Origin of the sequence: Actinocrispum wychmicini (genome assembly GCF_004345645.1) — a bacterium.
In the GTDB taxonomy this organism is placed as follows: Bacteria; Actinomycetota; Actinomycetes; order Mycobacteriales; family Pseudonocardiaceae; genus Kibdelosporangium; species Kibdelosporangium wychmicini.
In genome coordinates this window covers 425,603-447,306 of sequence record NZ_SLWS01000010.1, presented here as the reverse complement: position 1 = coordinate 447,306, position 21,704 = coordinate 425,603, and the positions used below count along the sequence as shown (strand labels likewise).

At 69.5% G+C, this 21,704-nt stretch carries 20 protein-coding genes; 12 read left to right on the top strand and 8 right to left on the bottom strand.

All coding sequences use genetic code 11. The annotated features are described in order from the left end of the window. The first annotated feature begins 2 nt into the window (after positions 1-2). The gene (locus EV192_RS39365) at positions 3-983 is read left to right on the top strand and encodes a hypothetical protein (RefSeq protein WP_132123719.1); all 981 of its coding nucleotides are present in this window, start codon (positions 3-5) and stop codon (positions 981-983) included. 83 nt (positions 984-1,066) lie between these two features. Here EV192_RS39365 and EV192_RS56350 read toward each other — a convergent pair whose 3' ends face one another. Both EV192_RS56350 and EV192_RS39355 read right to left on the bottom strand, forming a co-directional pair. Further along, positions 1,067-2,143 (bottom strand): hypothetical protein, encoded by a 1,077-nt coding sequence (locus EV192_RS56350; RefSeq protein ID WP_243727358.1) that lies wholly within the window; start codon positions 2,141-2,143, stop codon positions 1,067-1,069. A gap of 191 nt (positions 2,144-2,334) precedes the next feature. Continuing rightward, positions 2,335-3,519, bottom strand: a complete 1,185-nt coding sequence (locus EV192_RS39355; RefSeq protein ID WP_132123718.1) for a cytochrome P450 family protein — start codon at positions 3,517-3,519, stop codon at positions 2,335-2,337. A gap of 119 nt (positions 3,520-3,638) precedes the next feature. Between EV192_RS39355 and EV192_RS39350 the strand changes: the two genes are divergently transcribed. Then, positions 3,639-6,509, top strand: a complete 2,871-nt coding sequence (locus tag EV192_RS39350) for an AfsR/SARP family transcriptional regulator (protein WP_132123717.1) — start codon at positions 3,639-3,641, stop codon at positions 6,507-6,509. Here the strand turns inward: EV192_RS39350 and EV192_RS39345 are convergent. Beyond that, positions 6,493-7,206 carry a Calx-beta domain-containing protein gene (locus tag EV192_RS39345; RefSeq protein WP_132123716.1) on the bottom strand — a complete coding sequence of 238 codons (714 nt, stop codon included), beginning with the start codon at positions 7,204-7,206 and terminating at the stop codon, positions 6,493-6,495. The two genes, EV192_RS39350 and EV192_RS39345, sit on opposite strands and share 17 nt — an antisense overlap. 189 nt (positions 7,207-7,395) lie before the next feature. Here EV192_RS39345 and EV192_RS39340 point away from each other — a divergent pair, with 189 nt between their 5' ends. Together EV192_RS39340 and EV192_RS39335 are read left to right on the top strand one after the other, a co-directional pair. Further along, positions 7,396-8,637, top strand: a complete 1,242-nt coding sequence (locus tag EV192_RS39340) for a S1 family peptidase (protein WP_132123715.1) — start codon at positions 7,396-7,398, stop codon at positions 8,635-8,637. Between the two features lie 92 nt (positions 8,638-8,729). Further along, positions 8,730-9,245: a CHAP domain-containing protein gene (locus EV192_RS39335; protein WP_424923421.1), complete on the top strand. Its 516-nt coding sequence runs from the start codon at positions 8,730-8,732 to the stop codon at positions 9,243-9,245. 54 nt (positions 9,246-9,299) lie between these two features. Here EV192_RS39335 and EV192_RS39330 read toward each other — a convergent pair whose 3' ends face one another. After that, entirely contained in the window at positions 9,300-9,920 is a 621-nt protein-coding gene (locus tag EV192_RS39330; protein WP_132123713.1) for an AfsR/SARP family transcriptional regulator, read from the bottom strand. A 139-nt stretch (positions 9,921-10,059) separates the two neighbouring features. On the opposite strand from EV192_RS39330, the gene EV192_RS39325 reads away from it, so the two are divergent. Beyond that, on the top strand, positions 10,060-10,629 hold the full coding sequence (locus EV192_RS39325) for a hypothetical protein (RefSeq protein WP_132123712.1): 570 nt from the start codon (positions 10,060-10,062) through the stop codon (positions 10,627-10,629). An 11-nt stretch (positions 10,630-10,640) separates the two neighbouring features. On the opposite strand, the gene EV192_RS39320 is transcribed toward EV192_RS39325, so the two are convergent. The 3 genes from EV192_RS39320 to EV192_RS39310 all read right to left on the bottom strand — a co-directional run bounded on the left by EV192_RS39320 (position 10,641) and on the right by EV192_RS39310 (position 15,639). Next, the gene (locus tag EV192_RS39320) at positions 10,641-11,087 is read right to left on the bottom strand and encodes a hypothetical protein (RefSeq protein WP_132123711.1); all 447 of its coding nucleotides are present in this window, start codon (positions 11,085-11,087) and stop codon (positions 10,641-10,643) included. A gap of 46 nt (positions 11,088-11,133) precedes the next feature. Beyond that, entirely contained in the window at positions 11,134-12,528 is a 1,395-nt protein-coding gene (locus EV192_RS39315) for a hypothetical protein (RefSeq protein WP_132123710.1), read from the bottom strand. A 72-nt stretch (positions 12,529-12,600) separates the two neighbouring features. After that, positions 12,601-15,639, bottom strand: coding sequence for an ATP-binding protein (locus tag EV192_RS39310; RefSeq protein ID WP_243727366.1), 3,039 nt, complete (start codon positions 15,637-15,639; stop codon positions 12,601-12,603). Between the two features lie 118 nt (positions 15,640-15,757). On the opposite strand from EV192_RS39310, the gene EV192_RS39305 reads away from it, so the two are divergent. Together EV192_RS39305 and EV192_RS39300 are read left to right on the top strand one after the other, a co-directional pair. Further along, a complete protein-coding gene (locus tag EV192_RS39305; protein ID WP_132123708.1) occupies positions 15,758-16,099 on the top strand; it encodes an MmcQ/YjbR family DNA-binding protein in 342 nt (113 codons plus the stop codon). 7 nt (positions 16,100-16,106) lie between these two features. Continuing rightward, on the top strand, positions 16,107-17,066 hold the full coding sequence (locus EV192_RS39300; protein WP_132123707.1) for a nucleoside hydrolase: 960 nt from the start codon (positions 16,107-16,109) through the stop codon (positions 17,064-17,066). On the opposite strand, the gene EV192_RS39295 is transcribed toward EV192_RS39300, so the two are convergent. Next, positions 17,023-18,213 (bottom strand): sugar efflux transporter, encoded by a 1,191-nt coding sequence (locus EV192_RS39295; RefSeq protein WP_243727357.1) that lies wholly within the window; start codon positions 18,211-18,213, stop codon positions 17,023-17,025. The two genes, EV192_RS39300 and EV192_RS39295, sit on opposite strands and share 44 nt — an antisense overlap. Before the next feature lie 338 nt (positions 18,214-18,551). Here EV192_RS39295 and EV192_RS39290 point away from each other — a divergent pair, with 338 nt between their 5' ends. The 5 genes from EV192_RS39290 (at position 18,552) to EV192_RS39270 (ending at position 21,702) form a co-directional block, all read left to right on the top strand. Further along, positions 18,552-18,881, top strand: a complete 330-nt coding sequence (locus tag EV192_RS39290; RefSeq protein WP_132123705.1) for a PadR family transcriptional regulator — start codon at positions 18,552-18,554, stop codon at positions 18,879-18,881. Further along, positions 18,878-19,255 (top strand): DUF1048 domain-containing protein, encoded by a 378-nt coding sequence (locus EV192_RS39285; protein ID WP_207926560.1) that lies wholly within the window; start codon positions 18,878-18,880, stop codon positions 19,253-19,255. Before EV192_RS39290 ends, EV192_RS39285 begins: the two co-directional genes overlap by 4 nt. After that, positions 19,252-20,040 carry an ABC transporter ATP-binding protein gene (locus EV192_RS39280; protein ID WP_132123703.1) on the top strand — a complete coding sequence of 263 codons (789 nt, stop codon included), beginning with the start codon at positions 19,252-19,254 and terminating at the stop codon, positions 20,038-20,040. The genes EV192_RS39285 and EV192_RS39280 overlap by 4 nt, the downstream gene beginning before the upstream one ends. Next, a complete protein-coding gene (locus EV192_RS39275; protein WP_132123702.1) occupies positions 20,037-20,801 on the top strand; it encodes an ABC transporter permease in 765 nt (254 codons plus the stop codon). Before EV192_RS39280 ends, EV192_RS39275 begins: the two co-directional genes overlap by 4 nt. 64 nt (positions 20,802-20,865) lie before the next feature. Next, positions 20,866-21,702 (top strand): DUF4097 family beta strand repeat-containing protein, encoded by an 837-nt coding sequence (locus EV192_RS39270; protein ID WP_132123701.1) that lies wholly within the window; start codon positions 20,866-20,868, stop codon positions 21,700-21,702. Positions 21,703-21,704: the final 2 nt, after the last annotated feature.

The following is a 21,704-nucleotide window of genomic DNA, read 5'->3' as shown; positions in this document are numbered from 1 at the left end:
TGATGGCAAGACGGACCGCCTCAGCGCTCGCCCTGAGCGCCCTCGCCTCCGCGTCCGTGGTGCTCGCCGCGCCCAGCGCGAGTGCCGACCTGGTGACGTACTGCGTGGGCAACGGCGGTGCCGTGACCCTGCCGACGGACCTGTTCGTGCCGGACGGCAAGTCGTGCTCGCTGAAGGGCACGACTATCACCGGCAACGTCCAGGTGGGTCCGGGCGCGAACCTGGTGATCGACGGCGGGACGATCAACGGCCAGGTGCAGATCGCGTCGAACGGCTACCTGGACTCGTCGAACACCCGCATCGACGGCGGCGTGACGCTGGCGTCGGGCGGGTTCGGCACGTACCTGAAGTCGACCCGGACCAGCGCGGTGACCGTGCAGCCGAAGGGCGACGCGAGCGTCGAGGGCTTCCTGTTCATCGACGCCTCGACCATCGACGGCAACGTCAGCTCGAACGTCGGCGAGGTCCGGCTGGACAAGAACACCCAGGTCGGCGGGAACGTCACCAGCAGCAACACCTACTACACCGACGTCCGTGACTCCTTTGTGGACGGTACGTTGTCGGTGCTGAACAACGCGAACGGCAGTGTCGTCTGCGGTGGCGCGGTGCAGGGCAAGGCCACGTTCGCCGGCAACCTGGTCGGGGTCCAGCTCGGCCCGAACGGGACGCTGGACAGCTGCGCCTCCGGTGGCTACTTCGGCCGGGACGTGGTGATCAGCAACACCACCGGCAAGGCGACCGTGGACGACACGATCATCAACGGCCAGCTGCAGCTGTCGGGCAACAGCCCGGCCGCCCAGGTGTCCGCGAACAACCGCATCCGCGGTGGTGTCGTGGGCGACCGGACGGCGGCGGGCTCGTCCGCCGGTCTGAAGGCCAAGGCCGCTCCGGCCCGGCCGGGCACCAAGGACCAGACCGCGCAGGCCCGCCTCACGGACGCCACCGCCGCCGCCAACGCCGCCGGCGACGCCCACCTCGGGTAAAAGTGGTCGTCCGGGCCCTCCCAGGGCCCACCTGCCGGTATCCCTGGGAGGGCCCACCCGCGTGTCTCGCGTTCCCGGACCAGTTACTTGCCGCCCAAGGTTCGGGTGAGCCCCTCGGTGGCGCGGTTCATCCCCCTGAACAACCCGACGACTGCCCGCCACAGACCGCCGAACACCCTGCGGGCCAGGCGCAGCCACAGGAGTGCGGTAAGAACGGTAAGCACCAACAAGAGCACCGACGTTGATGGCCACGGACCAACGTTCTGAACTCCAGCCGTCCACACGACTGCCGCGAAGACGACATCCACCGCCAGGAACACCATCAGCGCCCAGCCGAAACCCCGCCTGAACCGCGGCCGGGGTGTCTGGTGCGGGTTGATGATCGTCTGGTTGCCGGTGCCAGCGATGTTGACGGCGATTCCGCCGTTGGTCGCCGAGCTCCGCTGATTGACCTGCGGGTTCGCGCCAGAGCCAGCGCCAGCGCCATGCGACTGTGTCATCGGTTCTTCCTCCGCTTGGCTCCGCCCACGGTCGGCCGGTGTCGTAGGGTCCAGGACAGCGTGATCGGGCGGGTACGGGTGGTCGGGCAGGGCGATCCACGCCATGTCACGGATCTCCTTCACCGCCACCTCGACTGGCCGGAACGTCGCCGGGTTCAGCGTCGCGGAGTGGCGCACGACCTCGTCGAACACCAGCCGAGACACGATCATCGCCAACACACCCGGCGAGTCCGCGAGGGCTTGCTTCAACGGCGTGGCGTCGAGTAGGCGGAACGCTGTGGTCACCGCCGTTGAGGTGGCGCCGTGGTCGTCGAAGGCGACCTCACCGGCGTGCACCGCCAAACGCAGCCTCACACGCGCCGCGTCGTGGCTGGTGTTGTTGTGCCCGCGTACCGCCCGCGCCAGCGCCTCGGGCAGCACCTCCATCAACGGCGCCTTCGGATACTCCGGCGGGACCAGCACGAACACACTGTCACCACGGTCCTCGCGGTAGCAGGCGTCCAAGGGGACCCCAGCCGACTCCAACGCCGCGGCGACCATCCGGTACAGGCCGGCCCGGATACCCAACTGGTGGGGCAGCGTGCGGTGTCGGGCGCCGAAACCCTCCACGTCGACCAGGACGATCGTGCGGTGCACCGGGTGCCGAGCCCTGTCCGCCATGCCTGCCTGCCCTCCACGGGAGACCGATGAACCGGAGTTCTACCGGCACCGGGACATTGGTGTGCGTCATTTGACGCACGGGTCGCCCATTCGGCCGCACGGTCCACCCAACCGGGCGACACCCAACCCGCCAGGGAATCTCAGTGTCCCGGAACGCGAGACACGGTGTACGGGAACGCGAGACACGGCAATCAAGTGAGCCGGACCGGCAGCCGGTAGAGGCCGTGCACCAGCACGCTTCGCTGCCAGCGCAACGTCTCCGGGTCGCCGTCCAGGGTGAGCGCGGTGGTCCTGGCCAGCAGGCGGCCGAGCGCGATCTCGCCCTCCAGCCGGGCCAGCGGCGCGCCGAGGCAGTGGTGGATGCCGTACCCGAACGCCAGGTTCGGGCTGAGCGGCCTGGTCACGTCCAGCCGGTACGGGTCGTCGAACCGGTCGTGGTCCCGGTTGGCGGACAGCAGCGAGATCATCACGAAGCTGTTCGCCGGGATCTGCACGCCGTCCACCCACACTGGTTCCGTGGTGAACCGCACGGTGGCGATGTGCACCGGGCACTCGAACCGCAGGAACTCCTCGACGGCGTTCGGCAGCAGCGTCGGGTCCGCGCGCAGCACGGCCTGCTGGTCGGGATGCCGGACCAGGGCCAGCACGCTGTTGCCGACCAGGTTCGCGGTGGTCTCGAAACCGGCCGCCAGCAACAGGAACGCCATGTTCCGCAGTTCGGTCCCGGACAGCCGGTCGCCGTCGTCGGACACCCGGATGAGGTCGGACACCATGTCCTCACCGGGGTTCGTCCGTTTGTCCTCGATCAGCGAGGTGACGTACGCGCTGGCCGCCTCGCTGGCCACGGCGATCTGCTCGGGTGTCGCGTCGCCGAACAACCGGTGCGCCCAGCCGCGGAACTCGGTCCGGTCGGCCGCCGGCACGCCGAGCAGTTCGCAGATGACGATGATGGGCAACGGAAACGCCAGCGCGTCCATCACGTCCACGACCCCGGACATGTCGTCGAGCAGCTCGTCGGTGATCTTCTCGATCCGCGGCCGTAGCCGGGCCACGGTCCGCGCGGTGAACGCCTTGTTCACCAGTTTCCGCAACCGGGTGTGCACCGGCGGGTCGGTGTTGAGCATGTGCGCGGTCAGCGGCGACGCGTACGAGTTCTCGGTGCCGGGCGGGAACATCGTCAGCGCGGTCGCCCTGTCCTTGCTCAGCCGGGGGTCGGTGAGCAGCGCCCTGGCGTCCGCGTACCGGGTCACCAGCCAGCCTTCCAGGCCGCCGCTGAACTGCGCGTGCGTGACCGGACCCGCCGCGCGCAGCCGCTCGTAGATCGCGTGCGGTTCGGCGATGAAGTCCCTGTTCACCCGGATCGACCCGACAGCCATGCGGCCAGCCTATCGGCGCGTCGGAAAACCCGTCACCCGAAGTCACGGCCACCCGTAACTCTTCGCCCACACTGAGGCATACACCGGGTGGCGGCGATCTTCGGGCGGAGGGAGGTGCCGTGCGCGCTGAGATCCGGTTGCTGGGCCCGGTCGAGGTGGTCGGACCGCACGGCGGGGCGGGCCTGCAAGGGGCGCGGCAGCGGGCGGTGGTGGGGGCGCTCGCGCTGTACGCGGACCGGGTGGTGCCGCAGGAACGCCTGGTGGACGTGCTGTGGGACGAGGACCCGCCCCGCACAGCCGTGAAGTCGTTGCACAGTCACGTCGCGCGGGTGCGGCAGACGCTCAGCGCGTGCGGGCTGCCGGGTGTACTGCGTACCTGCGAGCCGGGGTACGTGCTCGCGGTCGATCCGGAGTCCGTGGACGCGTACAGGTTCGAGCAGACCGTGGCCGCGGCACGTCTGGACCTGTCCGGTAACGGTGTCGCGGTTCGTCTGCGGGACGCGCTGAGGCTGTGGCGCGGGGACGCGTTGGCGGACGCAGGCCTCGCCGGTTGGGGTGTCGCCGAGGTCAACAGGCTGCACGAACTGCGGCTCACGGCGTGGGAGTGCCTATGGGACGCGGAACTCCGTGACGGCCGTCACACTGTCGCCGTCACTGAGTTGGAACGGTTGTTGATCGCGTATCCGACCCGGGAACGGTTGGTGGCGCTGTACATGCGGGCGCTCTATCAGTGCGGGCGTCATGTCGACGCATTGGACGCGTATCAGCGCCTGCGCGAACGGTTGGGTGAGGAACTCGGCGTCGACCCAGGCCCCGAGCTGCAGAGCCTCTACACCGACGTGCTGCGCCGCTCCCCCGCCCTCGGCACATCACGTGCCGACCCGACCGCGCCGGCACAGTTACCCGCGCGGGTCGGGTACTTCGTCGGGCGTACGGCCGAACTCGACGCGCTCGACGCGACCCTCGCCGACGCCGGGGACCGGCCGGTCGTGGTTGTCTCAGGTGCGGCCGGCATGGGAAAGACAGCGCTCGCAATACAATGGGCCCACCGGGTCGCGGACCGGTTCCCGGCCGGGCAGCTGTTCCTGGACCTGCGCGGGCACGACCCGGACACCGCGATGTCACCGTCCGACGCGTTGACCCACCTGCTGTTCGGGCTCGGCGTCCCGGACGACCGGATCCCGGCCGCCGTGGTCGACAAGGCCGGCCTGTACCGGTCGTTGCTGCACGACCGGCGGATCCTCGTCATGCTGGACAACTGCGGCGCGGCCGAAACCGTGCTGCCGCTCATCCCCGGGAGCACGGCCAGCCTCCTGGTGATCACGAGCCGGAACACGTTGGCGCCGTTGGTGGTTCGGCACACGGTATCCGCGATCAGAGTGGACGCGCTCGACCATAGCGACGCACAGACGCTGATCACGCGGGTGCTGGGCGCGGCGCGGGTGGGCCGTGAACCTGTGCCGGCTGCGCGGCTGGCCCGGCTGTGCGGCGGGATGCCGCTCGCGCTGCGGATCGCCGCGGCGAAGCTGCTCGTGCAGCCGAGCAGGCCGATCCGGGACCTGGTCGCCGAACTGGCCAGTGCCGACCGGTTGGACTCGTTGGCGGTGGCCGGTGACTCGCGGAGTGTCCGGACCGTGTTCGCCAGTGCGTACCGGTCGCTCAGCGCGCCCGCCGCCCGAGCGTTCCGGGTGCTGGGGTCGCATCCCGGGCCGAGCTTCTGCGTGCACCTCGTCGCCGCGGCCTGCGGCGTCGCGGTGGCCGAGGCCCGGCCCTGGATCGCCGAGCTGTCCGCGTCCCACCTGGTCACCGAGGTCGGCGGCGGCCGGTACCGGCTGCACGACCTGATCCGGCTGTTCGCCCACCAGTGCGGGCTGATCGACGAACCGGCCGCCGACCGCGCGGCCATGGCCGGCCGGATCGTGGGCTGGTACGTGTCGCTGGCCGGCGTCCTCGGAGAGTCCACAGTGGAGCTGCCGCGGTTCGCCGACCGGCACGCCGCGTTGGACTTCCTGGACGCCGAACGCCCGAACATGGTGCCGATCGCGCAGTTCGCCGACGAGCAGGGCCTGTACGCCAAGGTATGCGCGCTGACGTCCGCGCTGACCGGGTACTTCGACGCCCGCGGCCACTGGACCGACCGGATCGAGATGTGCCGGGTGTCGGTGGCCGCGGCCGGCCGGCTCGGCGACCCGGGCACCGAGGGCGAGATGCTGCGGTCCCTTGGCACGGCGTACCGCCTGTCGCGGCGGATGACCGAGGCGCTGGAGTGCTACCCGCGGGCGCTGGAACTGATGTCGCTTGCCGGCGACAAACGCGGCGAAGCAGCCGTGTACAACAACATCGGCGGCGCGAACGTGGAACTGCGGCACTTCGACGAGGCCATCGCCGCCTACCAGCAGGCGCTCACCCTGAACACGGCCGTCGGGAACCAGCGTGGCATGGCGTTGGCGCAACGAAACCTCGGCTACACGTACGTCCGGACCGGCCGGCCCGAGGAGAGCCTGGACGTGCTGCGGCTGGCGCTGGCCAACTCGCGGGCGATCAGCGACCCGTGGCTGCAGGCCGGCACGCTGGACACCCTCGGCGAGGCGTTCCTGCACCGCGGCGACCTGACGTCGGCGCTGGAGCACTTCGCGGCGGCGCTGGCGGTGGCGCGGCGGATCGGGGACCGCCGGTTCGAGTCGGAGACCCTCAACAACATCGGGATCACCCAGCTGGAACAGGGTGATCCCGACGCCGCGTTGACGAGCCTGCGCGAGGCGCTGGCCGCCAGCCACGGACTCGCCGACCCGCACGGCGAGTCCGTGACCCGGAACAACATCGGCCGGGCGTGGCTGGCCAAGGGCGACCTCGCCGCCGCCCGCGAGGAGCTGCGGCACGCCCTGGCCCTCCGCGAACGCGTCCCGGACGGCTACGCGGAGGCCGAACTCCGCCGGGACCTGGCCGAACTCGATGCCAGGTCCCGGGGCGGACTCACGGCACCAGGCTGACCCGGCCGAAACTCTGCTCCTTGAACCCGTTGACCGTGCCACTGGCGTCGACGTCGAAGAACAGCCCGGTCTGCTGGCACGACGTGGGCCGCAGCGGCGTGAGCTGAACGGACGCCTCGAAGCCGCCCGGCGGGATCGTCACCTGCACGTCGTGCAGGCCGACGTAGTCCTTGCCTTCCTTCGCCGTGCCGTCATGCGTGCTGAAGTGCACGATGGTCCGGTTGGACGACGGCAGGGACAGGCTGACGGACACCGTGGTCGGCCCGCCCGTGAGCATGCACATCGGCGTGCTCATCAAGCCGACGGCGCAGTTGTCCGCCGCCGCGGTGGTCAGGCACATCTGCACCTCCAGGTCCAGCTTGTTCTTGGTGGCCTTCGTCGGCACCGGGAAGTTCCGCGGCGCCAGGTCGCCGGGGTCCCAGCTCAGTGTTCCGCCCGAGGCGTCGTAGTCGATCCCCGGCCGGGCGTCGTACTTCCCGCCGGCGACCGGCCTGTGGTTGACGACGGTCACCGACCCGCCCTTGGCGCAGCCGGCGGACGGTGTCACCGGGAACTGCAAGTCGTCGCCCGCGTACACCCTTTCCGCGTTGCCGATGGTGAACGTGCACGTGTCCGCCATCGCGGTCGGCCCAACCACTCCGATCGACGCCAACGCGACGAACACCGTCATCGCGGTGCGCAAGATCCCCGCTCTCATTGAGTTTCCCCCTCTGCCTGATGCCCGTACAGCTCACGCGTACGTATAGCGACGGCGGGTTGTGGCCGGGTTGTGGCCGTTGCCGATCAGTCCACAACCGCCTCACAACCGGCGTCCGCGACCGTCCGGTGGCCACACCTGCGACACGGAGGGAGCGCGATGCGCACCACCTGGCGAAACTCTCTAACAGTGTTAGGGACGATACTGACTCTGCTGGCCGGAGCCGCGAGCCACGGCAACGCGGCGGACGACAAGCCGTCCCAGGACGGCATGTCCCCGATCACCGACCCGGTGCCGGGCGACTTCAAGTCCTGGACCGACCTGTTCGCCGAACAGGACCACCTCAACGCGGGCGCCGACAAGATCGCGGCGGCCCGGGACACCGGGAAGGACGACGGCTACGCCGGACTGACCGCCGCCCCGCTCGACCGGAAGATCTACCTGTACTGGCGCGGCCCCGTCCCGCCACCCGTCCAGGACGCGGTCGCGACGGCAAGCAAAGACGCGCCGGTCGCGGTCATGCAGGCGCCGTACTCCGAAGCGGAACTGCTCGACCGGGGCCGGTCGCTGCCGGCCGAGCCGCTCGTCACCGGGTACTCGCCGAACGTCGACGGTAGCGGGCTGACCGTCTCGGTGTCCGTGTCCGAAGAGGAGGGTCGCGGGCTGCCGGCGGTCAAGGACCTCGGGGTGCCGGTGGTGATCGACCCGTTCGTCAAGATCGACGCCGTCTGGGACCGGCTGGGTGACATCCCGTCGTACTGGGGTGGCGCCAAGTGGCTCAACCCGTCCGGCGGCGGGTGCAGCACGGGCTTCTCGGTGCGGTTCGACGGTCGTCCGGCGATGCTCAGCGCCGGGCACTGCGGCAAGAACGGCGACATGGCCCGCACGGGCGTCGGCGTGTCGATGGGCGCGATCAACAACAAGGTGGCCGGCCGGGACACGTTGGTCATCCCGGTCTCCTCGGCCGCCGGCCGGATCTACACCGGACCGGTCAACCCGCTGCCGTTCCCACCCATGTCGACGCCGATCAAGGGCACCCGGGCGGCCCGCGTCGGCAACTACGTGTGCACGTCCGGCTCGTACACCGGCCAGCACTGCAACATCAGGATCGAGGCGGTGAACCAGAGCATCCTGACCGACGTCGGCTGGATGTCCCCCGAGGTCAAAGCCACCAGTCAGGTCGTCGGCGGGGTCGCCGTCGGCCGCGGTGACAGCGGCGGCCCGGTGACCACCTTGTCCTTGTTGTTCGTCACCAGCCATCTCCTGTCGTTCGGCACGTTCGCCACCGGCACGATATCGGCCGGCGAGACTCCGCTGGGTCCGTGCGGCTACTCCCCTGGGTGTTACCACACGGTGTACTTCGCGGACGTCACGCAGACCGTGGCGTACTACAACGGCTGGGGCCACTCGGTCGCCGTGATGACCGAGTAGTACCTCCGTCACGGCGTGTATGTTTTTTGTATCGGCCATCGGCAGGCTTCCGGGTGTCACCGTTATTCCCCCTGCACAGGAAGGTGGTCGACATGTTTTCCCGGATCGCCAAGTCCGCGATGGTGGCCGCGCTCGCCGCGACCGCGCTCGCCATCGCACCGACAGCCGACGCGGCCACGATCACGGCCGCCGACATCAACCCGACCGCCGGCACGTTCACCACGGTCTCCGACGCCGAACTGGGCGCGCTGGCCGCCGCTGACGGCACGCCCTCGGGTGCCGTGCAGTGGTACCAGTCCCACATGGGCAGCACCGGCTGGCAGGGCTACTGCGAGAAGGCGGTGGAGAACGCCTACGGCACAACGGGAGTATGGGCGTCGGCGAACGCACACTGGTTCGGCGCCAGCCCGAAGCACACCGACGGCAGCCGGCCGCCGCTGGGTTCCTTCGTGTACTGGAACATCAGCGCGTACGGCCACGTCGGCATCGCCGACGGCAGCGGCGGGATCTACGCCACCAGCATCGGCGGCAGGATCGGCCACGCCTCCAGCGTGAACTACTTCAACAACTACCGGGGGTGGACCCCGGCGGCCGTACCGCATCAGTAAGCAGGACACCCTCGTGGGCACCGCAGCTCGGCCGGTGCTCACGAGGGCCCATTCTCAACTCGCCACGTATCCCGGTCCCACGATCTCGGCCGTCTCCGCCATAGCCCGCGCGAGGCTGGGCGCCCCGGTGCGACGCGCACTGTCCGCGCCGACCTGCCACGCCCGCTGCAACACACTCCGCTGGAGGGCACGTGTGTCCTCAGCCCAGTCCGCGGTGTGCTCGGCCACGACCGGGCCGCCCCCGATGAGCTTGATGGCTTGTTCCGCCACTAGCAGCGCGTACGCGGGCTGCGCGCGTTTCAGCGCGTTCTCCGCGGTACTCACCAGCGCGGCGGCCTCGTGCAGGTCCACCCGCAGTTCGCCGACCCGGTAGCCGGTCCGCGCGCCCATGATCGTGTCGATCCCGAACCTGGCCCGCAGCCGGCTCACCAACGTCGCGACGTTCGCCGCGGGATCCCGCGGCGGCGAACCCGCCCACACGGCTTCGACGATGTCGGCGACATAACTCGTCTCCCCGCCGCGCGCACCGAGATACGCGAGCAGGATTCGCGCTTTCCGGCTGCCCACCGGCGCCGCGTGCCCCGTGCCCGCGCGGCACACCTGCACATCGCCGACCAGCCGCAAGATCCAGCTCGCCGGCTGGTCGGGCCATAACCCACCGAGGTCCTCTCCCATACTGTTCCTGGCGTGACATCCGCGTGCCGCGGCCGTGCCATGCCCGATCGGGCACATCTTCGGACCGGCGCCCGGCAAACCGGACTCGAGCCGGCAATACTCCCCAGACCTTTTCGTTTCGAGACTGGGAACAACCACCATGCGATTGCGTATCGCGCTGACCGCTGCCCTCACCGCGGCCACCTTGTCCGCCTGCGGTTCGACCGACACGGCAGCCACCCCACCACCCGCGCCGACAACGACCACGCGGGACACCGCCGAACTGCTCGCCTGGGTGGACAAGGTCTGCGGCGTGACAGTGACCTCGATAGCGCCGCTGCAGCAGCAGCCCACCCTGGACTGGAACAACCTGCCAAAGATGAAAACCCAGTTCCTGGACTACCTCACCAAGTCATCGCAGTCGCTGGCTACCGGCGTGACCGCCCTGGGCCCCCTGAAGACCGGCCCCACCAAGGACGCGGAACGCTACGTCGACACCCACACCCAAACCCTGACCAAGATGAAGGACAGCCTGGACAAGGCCACCAAGGACGTCCAGGGCGCCAACCCCAAGGACAGCCTGAACTTCGGCCTCACCCTGCAAAGCGTGGGCAACGAGATCCAACTGGCCGCCATCGGCGCCGGCAGCCCGATCGGCATCCTGGTCGAGAAAGACCTGGCGGACGCCGAAAAGCAGGCCCCCAACTGCAAGAAACTCCAGTCGTCCTGACCAAGGTGGCCTCAGCGGACGAGGACGACAATCACCGCGACGACCACCAGAATCAGGAACACCCCGCCGAAGATGCCGAGGACGCCCAGCCCGGAGAGGTCCTTCTGGCCGGGCTTGAGGTAACCGTGGATGTTGAAGACAGGCTTCTCCGGCGCCTTGTGCCGGGCCACCAGGTAGGCGTACGGCGTCATCAGGGCGCTCACCTGCTTGGCGACCCGTTCGGCCGCGGCCACGTCAGCGTCGTTGTGGGTGTAGCCGCCCCGGTCAAGGATGATGGCGAGCAGGGCGTCGACCGCGTCGGCCTGCGCGTCGCCACGCCCGGCCATTTCGGCCAGCCGGTCCACCGGGTAGCCCCAGTCCTGAAGCCGGCGGCGCTTGGCCCCCTTGAGGTTCCGCAGCCGTCGCTGCACGTCCGTGGAGCCGGCTGCCGGCCGCGTCGGGTTCGATGCCGTGCTCATCTGCGTCCCCCTCAGGCATGAGGGCCAACCCTACCCGGGGAACCGCTCAGCCCGTGGCCACGACGGACTGCCAGAACAGGCCTTCGGCGCGGGCTTCCTCCCAGGCCGTCCTGCGGTTGACCCGGGAGCCGCCCCCTGGGTCGTCGACGATCACGAAGTCGTCCGTGATCGCCTGCAGGCGCATCCAGTGGTTGTACTGTCCTACCGAGACCGGACGGCCCGCGTCCAGGAACGGGCCGAATGTGGTCATGGCCCAGTGTTTGTAGCCTTCCATGTGGATCTTCGCCTCGTCGGCGTCGGCTCCCGCCATGGTGTGGCCGGCGGCGACCACGTCTTCGTCCGTGGACTTTCCCTTGCGCTCGGCCTTTTGGCGGGCATCGATCGTTCCCCAGACGCCGGCGAACTTCTCTTTGCCCAGCGCGCGGAGTGCGTCCGAATTGGGGGACGTGACCACTTGGGTTTTCACGCCGAAGCGGGCGTAGAGGGCTTTCAGGGGTTCGGTGCCCGAGGCGACCCAGCCGGTCGCGCCGCCGGTGCCGAGGGCTTTCATCCGGGCCGCGTTGATCGCCTCGTCGGTGGGGTTGGGCACGTTGCCGAGGCATTCGATGACGGCCACCAGTTCCATGAAGTCGGCCAGGCGGGAGTGTTCGAAGTCGATGCCGGCGTTTTTCAGGTCCTTGTTGGCCCACGTCTCCACCGCGTGCATGGTCTCCCAGTTGCCCTGGTAGTCCGCGGCCGACTTGCCGAGCATCTCCAGGCCCATCGCGACGGTCGTCAGGTTGCACGTGGTCGCCACCGCGCGGCCGATGATGTTCTGGTTCGCGGCCTGGGTGTAGAACGGCGCGATCGCGTTGAGACGGTGGAAGTACTCGGCTTTCCTCGCCGCCTCCGGCACCGCTTCGACGGCCACCCGGACCTGGCCGATCCGGGCCACCAGCTCGCCGCGGGCGGGTCCGCCCTCCTCGAACTGCTGCCCCGCCTTCAACGCCTTCTGTTGCAACGCCTCAAGAGCGGCCAGCTCGGCCTCGATCGACCCCGGCGCGACCGGAGCAGCGGGGGCAGTGGGCGCGGCCGGAACCGGAGCCGGGGCCTGGTGGTGCTGCAACGCGTGGAACGTCTTTCCGCCCGGATCCACCCGCCCGTCCGGCTGCGGCCAGCCCAGTTCCTCTTGCTGGAAACGGACAATCGCCGCGTTCAGGTCCGCCGGCATGCCCAGCAGCCGGGACACGACCAGCACGTCCCCCGGCAGGTTCACCCCGCCGGCGCCGACCGAACCGCGCAGCTCCTGGCCGAGCAGGCCCTGTCCCACCTCGCCGGCCATCCCCAGCAGCCGGCCGATCGCCTGGTTGCCGGCGGCCAGGAACCCCGGTTCGGCCGGCCGGAGGACGGGTGCCGACGAGGCCACGGACTCCTGGTCGCTCTGGTGGTCGATACGCCCCATGGCGCCACCATCACACCCAAGTGGACAGACGCCTAGCCCGATCGGGCAACCCGGCAGGACACCGGCTGCAATTCACTCCACCCGCCACTGCCGCGACGGCGTGTAGCGGCAGACAAGTCCGGTGCTGACACCGGACCGCAGTTCGCCGCCCAACACCGGGTCGGCCTCGGCGATCACGTCCAGTGCCCGTTTGATCGCCTTGCGCACCGCGGTCCTGGCCCGTTCCGGCGAATCCGGGAAACCGCGGAAGCGCCCGCCGAGCCCGACCGCGCTGGTCAGCTCCGCGGTCAACGCCTCCCGCTCCCACCGCAACCGTTCCACCAAGCCGAGATCGGCGTCGGCCTCCGCGTTGTCGATGGCGTCGGACAGGTCCCGCAGCCGGGTGCGGTACGCGTCGACCGCGGTGTCGTCCAACACTTCCTGGCGGGCGTCCACCACGCCCGCACCGGCGAGATCGAGCGCCGACACGTCCTCGCCGGGACGTCCCAGCAGGACGCTCAGATACCGCATACCGACCAGATCGGGCACGGCGACCACTGACTGTCCGATGTGGATCGACCAGCCGCCGTCCAGCCGCCGGAGCACCGCGGGACTGTCCGGCGGGTCGAGACTGTCCGCCTGGGTCAGCCAGGTGTCCGCGCGTTCGGCCATGTCCATGGTCCGGGCCGCGCGGGCGGCTTCCACCAGCAGCGAACGGGCCTTGGCGAGGTCGCCGGGACGGCCACGCGCGATCATCGCCTCGGCGAGCTGCGCGCGGCTCAACGCCGTCGCCGGCAGGTGTCCCAGCCGGAGGTTGTCCGCCACGGCCTGTTCGAAGTACGACACGGCCTCATGCGGGTCGCCGACCGTCAACGCGGCCAGCCCCAACGCACGCGAGGCGGCGCCGACGCACGCGACCCCGAGCGACGGCATCACCGGCACGGCCGCGAACGGCCGGATCAGGTCGGCCGCCTGTTTGGCCATCTCCGGTTCGTCCAGGATCGCGGCCACCTCCACGAACCCGACCATCGCGGTCAGCCATGAACTGGACCGCTGCAGGTTCGGAATACCGATGTCCAGCAACGGTTTCAACGCCGCCCGCGCCTCGGTGAGCCGGCCGCTGCGGGCGAGCACCATGGCCATGCTGACCCGGAAGCCGTACTCGGGCACGGCCAGGCTGGCGGACGCCATCGTGCCGGCCACCAGGTCGGCCAGTTCGGCGTCCCGGCCCTGCAACCACCGGACGGCCAGGAGCTGGGCGCCGTAGAACCCGGTGGCGTCCGCGTCGCCGACATCGATGCCCTGTTGCAGACATGGCCCCGCGGCCTGTTCGGCGTCCGTCAACCGGCCGGCGCGGATGAGCTTCATGACGTCCATGCACGCGACGATGTACCCGGTCGTGGCCACACCGAGCGCCGCCGACCGTTGCCGCAGTTCGGTGAGCGCGGCCTCGGCGTTCGGATCGCCCAGCAGGTAACGGTCCGCGGTGAGCCACAGCAGACCGAACAGCGCGAGTATGCCGTCGCCCGCGGCCGAGGCCGCGGTGATCTGCTCCTCCGCAAGGGACAACCGTCTCTCAGCGTGCTCAGGCGCGAGCAAAGCGTGATGGGTCAACGAAAGCGCTTCGGCCAACGCATGGTCGTCACCGATCGCTCGCGTCTGGTCCAACGCGTGCAGCACGTTCTGCTCAGGCGCCCCACCCTCGTACACGGCCTCCGCCGCCAGCCGCACGGCCAGACGGCACCGCAACGCACGCTCATCGTCCGGTAACGAGCGCAGTGCGGCACGCTGTTGCGCGAGAACACGTTCACGCACAGTCGCGTTCCTGTGCTCGTGCACCCACACCCCGCCGAGACCGAGCACGGCCCGAGCGAGCAGCACTGAGTCGCCTGTCTGTTCCGCCGCCTCTGTCGCCACCTCGAACGCGGCGCGCGCGTTCACCAACCGGCCACACGCCAGAACGGCCTCCGCGCGTTCGATGAGCAGCTCCGCACGCGACGGAAGCGTTTGGACGCGCTCAGCGAGCGTGACCGCGCGGTCCAGCAGGTCGGCGGCCTGCTCATAGGCGTATCCACGGCGCAGCGACGACGCCGCCTTACGGCACGCGTTGATCGCGATCTCCGCGTCCCTGACCGAGCGCGGCGCCGCGGACAACGCGTGGTGCGCGATGCGTTCGGGATTGCCTGTGCTGGCCAGGAGCACGGCGGCGTCGGCGTGCGCGTCGAGCAGTTCGGCGTGGTCGAACACGGCCAGCGCGGCCTCACGGACGAGATCGTGGAACCGCCAGCCGTCCTCGGTCCGGTCGAGCAACCCGCTGCCGCCGACCGCCTCGGCCACGGCCCCGGGCGACTCCCCCACCAGCGCGGCGACCTCGCCGGTCGTCCCGTCCACGCCCAGCAGCGCGCCGAACGCCAGAATCCGGCGCACCCGAGGATCGAGCCGGCCGATCGCGTTGGCGATGGCGTCCTGGCCGGTCACCCCGTGGCCGACAGCCCGCGTGAGGTACAGCGGACTGCCTCCCGTGGCCCGCCACAGCACCCGCGCGGCCGACTCGTCCTCAAGCCCGTGGGCGGTGAGCAGCGTCGTCGTGTCCCTCAGGCCGAACGGCCTTAACGACACCGTGGTGGCGTCGCGTTGTAACTCCGCGAGCTGCGGGTGTGGCCGCGCGACGAGCACCAGGACCAGCGGCAGGCGGTCCAGGGCGTGCACGAGGAAACGCGTCAACAGCAGCGTGCTCGCGTCCGCGTGGTGCACGTCGTCGATGACGATCATGGTTCGTTTGTCGCGCCTGCTCGTGGCCAGCAGATCCGCGACCGCGGCGAAGCGCGCGAACCGTTCCGGGCCCACGTCGTCGCCGGTGTCCCCGACCAGGAGATCAGCGCCGGCCTGACCGGTGAGCTGGGGCAACACCGTGGGCCACGGCCACAGCGCGGGCGCGCCGCCGTGCGGCCAACACCGCCCCCACACCACGTCGAAGCCGTCGTTTTCGGCAAGTTCGGACGCGCGTTCACACAGCCACGTCTTGCCGACGCCCGCGTCGCCGGAAACGACCACGACCTGCCGTCGGCCGTGCACAGCGCGTGCACGTACGCCCCCCAGCACCGAGAGCTCGTCGTCCCGCCCGACGAACATGTCCACGGACGCAGAGTCTGCCTCACACCCCGCGATCAAGGTAACGTCGTGACACCAACTGGACCGGTCGCTGACCAGCTGAACCGGTCTTCACCAAGATCAGGGCACACTGAGGCCCGTGGTCACCATCAACGACGTCCGCGCGGTCGCCTCGCCGCTGCCGCGCGCCTACGAGGTGCTGGTCCGTGACCGGGTGAAGTTCCGGGTCGGCCGGATCGTGTTCGTGGCGCTGTCCCGGGACGAGACCGAGATGGGCTTCGCCTACCCCAAGGAGGCCCGCGAGGCGCTCATCGCCAGCGACCCCGGCAAGTTCCACCTGCCGGTCGAATCGGACATGCGGTTCCACTGGGTACGGGTGTGGCTGGCCGAGATCGAGCGCGACGAACTCGAGGAACTCGTCGTGGACGCGTGGCGGATGGTCGTGCCGAAGAAGGTGTGGCGGGAGTACCTCGGGGCATGATGTCGCCATGCCGCGCAAACTGATCCTGGACGTGGACACCGGCACCGACGACGCGGTGGCGATCATGTTCGCCGCCCTGCACCCCGACCTGGACCTGGTCGGCGTGACCACGGTGAACGGCAACGTGCCACTGGCCGCCACCACGGACAACACCCTGCGGGTGCTCGACCACATCGGCCGCGCGGACATCCCGGTGTACCCGGGGCTGGCCGGCCCGATCGCCCGGCACGGGTTCCCCGGCCGGCTGCACTTCGCCCAGGGCACGAAGAACGACATGCACGGCGGCGCGCTCCCGTTGCCCGCCGCGACCAGCTCGGCCCAGCCCACCGGGGCGGTGGAGTTCCTGGTGGAGACGCTCCGGTCCACGTCGGACCCGGTCACCCTGGTCGCGGTCGGCCCGCTCAGCAACGTCGCGACCGCGCTGGCGATCGACCCATCCATTGTGGACGCCGTGGCACAGGTGGTGATCATGGGCGGCGCGCACGCCTACGGCAACGTCACCGCCTCGGCGGAGTTCAACATCTGGGTCGACCCGGAGGCGGCCAACATGGTCTTCGCGGCCGGTTTCGAGCGCCTCACCCTGGTCCCGCTGGACGCCACCCACCAGGCACTGATCACCCGCGCGGACTGTGCCGCGTTCGCCGCCCTTGGCACCCCGGCGGGCACCGCCGCCGCGACCCTGATCACCCGCCGGATCGACGCGTACTCCGCCAACCACGGCGCCAAGGTCGACCAGACCGCGCCCGTCCACGATGCCGTCTGCACCGCCTACCTGGTCCGTCCCGACGTCGTCAGCACCCGCCGGGTGCACGTCACGGTCGAGACCATCGGCGTCCACACCATCGGCCGGACCGTCATGGACCTGCGGCCCAACGCCGAGGCCCCGAACGCCGACGTCGCGTTCACGGCGGACAAGGACCTGTTCACCCAGCTGCTGACGGCTGTCCTGGCCGGACAGTCCGCTTAGGACTCCGGACGCCCAGCAGGAGGGCGACACCGGCCGCGGACATGCCGAGCGCCATCAGGTACACGTCGCGGTAGCCGAGTTGTTTGGCCAGGCCAAGCAGCGGCCCGGCGATCATCGAGCCGACCGTCAACGTGTTGGTGTACAACGTGGTGGCGAAGCCCGGCCGGTCCGGCGCCAGCGACTGGAAGTAGCTGATGCCCACTCCCCCGACCGCCGAGATCACCACCGCGTGCAGCAACTGCGCGGCCGCCACCTGCCAGATGTCGCTGGTGGCCAGCATCACTCCCTCGTACAGCAGGGCGACGGCCGCGCCAAGGCAGACCAGGCGGTGCTGGTCCGCCTTGACCGCCAGCACGCCGAACCAGAGCATCAGCGGGATCTCCAACGCGGCGCACAGGCCGAGCACCAGGCCCGCGTCGCCGGGCGTGCCGTGCAGGGTGTCGGTGACGTACAACGGCAGGCCTGAGACGCAGAGCGCGATGGCGCCGTTCACCAGCACGAACGCGCCTGTCGCCAGCGTGATCTGCGGGCGCCGGGGAACGACAGCGGTCTCCTTGGCCGTCAGACCGAGTTCGGGCAGGCGTGCCGCGATCAGCGCCGCGGTCGCGTACAGCAGGGCCGTGGCACCGTAGAGGGCGGTGTAGCCGCCGACCTGGATGAGCAACGCGGCCAGTGGCGGACCGCCGACCCACGCGATCGACAGCATGGTCCGCAGGCTGCTGATGATCAGCGGCGCCTTGACCGGGTTGGCCCGTTCCGCCGACTGCCGCGCGTACGCGAACATCTGGGACAGCAGCGACGTCGCCACGGCGACCAGCGTGCACGCCACCGCCAACAGCGCCCAGTACGACCGCAGCACCGCGTACAGCCCGAACCCGACTGTGCCAGCGGCCGCGCCGATCACCAGCAGGTTGCGCCGGACCGCCCGGCTGTCCGACAACCGGCCGAGCAGAGTGCTGCCGACCAGCCCGGCCAACGCGGCGACCAGCAGGAACGCGCCCAGTTCCACCGAGGACACGCCGACCTCCGCGGTGAGGAACAGCGACGTGAACGGCAGCGCCAGAGCTCCACTGACCCCGACGACCACGCTGACCGAGGCCAGCGGAACCATCGACCTCCAGGGCACGGCCTCGCGGGCGACAGTCACCCCCTCATCCTCATCGCGCGCGGTGCACCGCAGAAGTCGTTTTCCCAGCATCCGAGCCACCACGTCCACCGGACGAGTCCCGTGTCAGCGCGGTGACTGCGCGGTGTCAGGGCGGTGGATCACCGTGGTCACCGTGATCAGTTCAAGGGGTGACCAGCGCGGACAGCATGGCCGGACCGTCCGGAGTCGCCGGCGCCGGCCATCCGGTCGATCGTTTGATCAATGACCACTGAGGACGATGACGTCGACCGGAGACCGGGCGCTTGCACCGCCACTATTCAGTGATACTATCTACCAGTAGTCAGCATCACTGAGTAGCAGTCCGAAGGAGGTGTTCCATGGGCAAGCAGGTGACCGAGATGCTCAAGGGAACGCTGGAGGGCATCGTCCTGGCCATCCTGTCCAGCCGGTCCGCGTACGGCTACGAGATCACGGCGTGGCTGCGGGATCAGGGGTTCTCCGACATCGCTGAGGGCACCGTGTACGCCCTGCTCATCCGGATCGAGCAGCGCGGCCTCGTCGACGTGGAAAAGGTCCCGTCCGAGAAGGGGCCGCCACGCAAGGTGTACACGCTCAACGCCCAGGGCCGGGAGAACCTCGAAGAGTTCTGGAGGACCTGGAGCTTCCTCACCGAACGACTCCACCAGCTCCGCGAAGAAGGGAAATGACCATGTCCGATGTGGACAAAGGCGGCTTCGTCGACAAGGTGATCGGCCCGAAGCGGCGATGGCGGGAGTACAAGGCGCGGGTGAAACGGATGCCAGAGCCGTACCGCGACGTGGTCGACGCGATCGAGCGGTACCTGATGCACTTCGTCCCCAGCGACGGCGACCGCGCCGAGTCGATGTTCGAGGACCTCGCCGACCTGTTCGACCAGGCCGCTGCGGACGGAACGCCGATCCGCGAGGTCGTCGGGGAGAACCCGATGGAGTTCATCGAGACATTCGTCCAGAACTACACGGAGGGCGGCTACGTCCCCGCCCGCGCACGGAAACAACTGACCGACGCCATCACACGCGCCGAGGAAGAGCAGACCCGATGAGCACCCACACCACCACCGCCGGACCGGCGATCAGCGTGCGCGGCCTGGAGAAGTCCTACAAGACCCTGCATGTGTTGCGCGGCGTGGACTTCGACGTCGCGCCGGGCAGCATCTTCGCCCTGCTCGGCTCCAACGGGGCCGGCAAGACCACCGCCGTGAAGATCCTGTCCACCCTGCTCAAGGCCGACGCGGGCGCCGCCAGCGTGAACGGCTTCGACGTCGCCACCCAGGCCCCGGACGTGCGGGAGTCGATCAGCCTCACCGGACAGTTCGCGGCCGTCGACGAGATCCTCACCGGACGGGAGAACCTCGTGCTCGTCGCCCGGTTGCGGCACCTCAAGGATCCGGGCGGGATCGCGGACGACCTGCTGCGGCGGTTCTCGCTGACCGAGGCGGGCGCCCGGAAGGCGTCGACCTACTCCGGTGGCATGCGCCGCCGGCTCGACATCGCGATGAGCCTGGTCGGCGGCCCGCCGGTGATCTTCCTCGACGAGCCGACCACCGGGCTCGACCCCGAGGGCCGCATCGAGGTGTGGCAGACCGTCAAGGAACTCGCCGGCCGCGGCACCACGGTCCTGCTCACCACGCAGTACCTGGACGAGGCCGAACACCTCGCCGACCGGATCGCGATCCTGCACGAGGGCCGGATCCTGGTGAACGGCACCCTCACCGAACTCAAGCAACTCCTCCCACCCGCCAAGGTCGAATACGTCGAGAAGCAACCGACCCTCGAGGACGTCTTCCTCGCGCTCGTCGGTGCGGCCGGCCGTAAGGAACAGTCATGAGCAAGCACTTCGTCGGCGACACCAATATCCTGTTGGGACGGTCCCTGCGGCACATCGCGCGCAGCCCGGACACCATCATCACCACCGCGATCATGCCGATCGCCATGATGCTGCTGTTCGTCTACGTGTTCGGCGGCGCGATCAAGACCGGCTCGGATTCGTCGTACGTGACCTACATGCTGCCCGGCATCCTGCTGATCACGGTCGCCTCGGGCATCTCCTACACCGCGTTCCGGCTGTTCCTGGACATGAAGGGCGGCATCTTCGAACGCTTCCAGTCCATGCCGATCGCCCGATCGGCCGTGCTCTGGGCGCACGTGCTGACCTCGCTGGTCGCCAACCTGATCTCCCTCGTGGTCGTCACGCTGGTCGCCCTGCTCATGGGCTTCCGCTCCCCGGCGGGACTGCCCGCCTGGCTCGCGGTCGCCGGCATCCTGGTCCTGTTCACCCTGGCCCTGACGTGGCTGGCCGTCATCCCCGGGCTCACCGCGAAGTCCGTGGACGGCGCGAGCGCGTTCTCCTACCCGCTCATCTTCCTGCCGTTCCTCAGTTCGGCCTTCGTGCCCACCGACTCCATGCCGGGCCCGGTCCGCTTCTTCGCCGAGCACCAGCCGGTGACGTCCATCGTCAACTCCATCCGCGCCCTGTTCGCCGAGCAGCCGGTCGGCGACGACATCTGGATCGCCCTCGCCTGGTGCGTCGGCATCCTCGCCGTCGCCTACTACTTCGCCGCGGCCACCTACCGCCGCAAGATCACCTGACCGGCGTAGCCCAAAGGCTCGCCCACCAACAATCACGTACTCAGCCAACAAGGGGAGATTTGTCATGCCCGCATTCGCCACGCCCGCGCCGATCACGGCCACATTGACCACCGCGGGCGCCCATGTTCGGGTCGCCGCAAGCGACCGGTCCGACACCGTGGTGCTGGTCGAGCCCATCAGCAGCGCGAACAAGTCGGACGTGCGGGTGGCCGAGAACACCAAGGTCGACTTCGCCGCCGGCGAACTGTCGGTCAAGACGACCAAGTCGGGTGACCAGAACGGTTCGGTCGCCATCACGATCGAACTGCCGGTCGGATCCAGGCTGGTCCTGAACACGGCGTGGACGGACGTGCACGCTGACGGCGTGCTCGGCGACTGTGCCCTGAACATGGCGTCCGGGCAGGTCCAACTCGACCACATCGGAGCGCTGCGGGGGAACCTCTCGGCCGGTGGGGTCGCGGTCGGGCACGTCGCCGGGAGCGTCGACATCGAAGGCGGCGCGGCCGGGGTGCGGATCGGTGAGGTCAAGGGCGTCGTCAGGTACGAGGGCTCGACCGGCAAGGTCTGGATCGGCCACGCCCTGTCCGACGTCGATCTCAGCAGCGCCAACGGCAGCTTCGACATCGACCGCACCGAGGGCAGTGTCACCGCCAAGGCGGCGAACTGTCCGATCCGGATCGGCCGGATGACGCGCGGCCGGGCGGAGCTGGTGAACGCCTCCGGTGGCATCGAGGTCGGCGTCAGCGACGGCTCCGCCGCCTCGGTGGACGCCAAGAGCACGAAGGGGGCGGTGCGCAACTCCCTGCCCGCACAGGACAACCCGGACGGGTTCGACAACCAGGTCAAGATCCACGCCCGCACGCGGCTCGACGACATCGTCATCCAGCGTGCGGCTGCCTGATC

What these genes read in the sequence shown, in the direction of transcription:
- EV192_RS39365 (WP_132123719.1), top strand. Translation starts at nt 3, where the DNA reads ATGGCAAGACGGACCGCCTCAGCGCTCGCCCTGAGCGCCCTCGCCTCC.
- EV192_RS56350 (WP_243727358.1), bottom strand. Translation starts at nt 2,143, where the DNA reads ATGGCGGACAGGGCTCGGCACCCGGTGCACCGCACGATCGTCCTGGTC.
- EV192_RS39355 (WP_132123718.1), bottom strand. Translation starts at nt 3,519, where the DNA reads ATGGCTGTCGGGTCGATCCGGGTGAACAGGGACTTCATCGCCGAACCG.
- EV192_RS39345 (WP_132123716.1), bottom strand. Translation starts at nt 7,206, where the DNA reads ATGAGAGCGGGGATCTTGCGCACCGCGATGACGGTGTTCGTCGCGTTG.
- EV192_RS39335 (WP_424923421.1), top strand. Translation starts at nt 8,730, where the DNA reads ATGTTTTCCCGGATCGCCAAGTCCGCGATGGTGGCCGCGCTCGCCGCG.
- EV192_RS39330 (WP_132123713.1), bottom strand. Translation starts at nt 9,920, where the DNA reads ATGGGAGAGGACCTCGGTGGGTTATGGCCCGACCAGCCGGCGAGCTGG.
- EV192_RS39325 (WP_132123712.1), top strand. Translation starts at nt 10,060, where the DNA reads ATGCGATTGCGTATCGCGCTGACCGCTGCCCTCACCGCGGCCACCTTG.
- EV192_RS39320 (WP_132123711.1), bottom strand. Translation starts at nt 11,087, where the DNA reads ATGAGCACGGCATCGAACCCGACGCGGCCGGCAGCCGGCTCCACGGAC.
- EV192_RS39315 (WP_132123710.1), bottom strand. Translation starts at nt 12,528, where the DNA reads ATGGGGCGTATCGACCACCAGAGCGACCAGGAGTCCGTGGCCTCGTCG.
- EV192_RS39310 (WP_243727366.1), bottom strand. Translation starts at nt 15,639, where the DNA reads ATGTTCGTCGGGCGGGACGACGAGCTCTCGGTGCTGGGGGGCGTACGT.
- EV192_RS39300 (WP_132123707.1), top strand. Translation starts at nt 16,107, where the DNA reads ATGCCGCGCAAACTGATCCTGGACGTGGACACCGGCACCGACGACGCG.
- EV192_RS39290 (WP_132123705.1), top strand. Translation starts at nt 18,552, where the DNA reads ATGGGCAAGCAGGTGACCGAGATGCTCAAGGGAACGCTGGAGGGCATC.
- EV192_RS39285 (WP_207926560.1), top strand. Translation starts at nt 18,878, where the DNA reads ATGACCATGTCCGATGTGGACAAAGGCGGCTTCGTCGACAAGGTGATC.
- EV192_RS39280 (WP_132123703.1), top strand. Translation starts at nt 19,252, where the DNA reads ATGAGCACCCACACCACCACCGCCGGACCGGCGATCAGCGTGCGCGGC.
- EV192_RS39275 (WP_132123702.1), top strand. Translation starts at nt 20,037, where the DNA reads ATGAGCAAGCACTTCGTCGGCGACACCAATATCCTGTTGGGACGGTCC.
- EV192_RS39270 (WP_132123701.1), top strand. Translation starts at nt 20,866, where the DNA reads ATGCCCGCATTCGCCACGCCCGCGCCGATCACGGCCACATTGACCACC.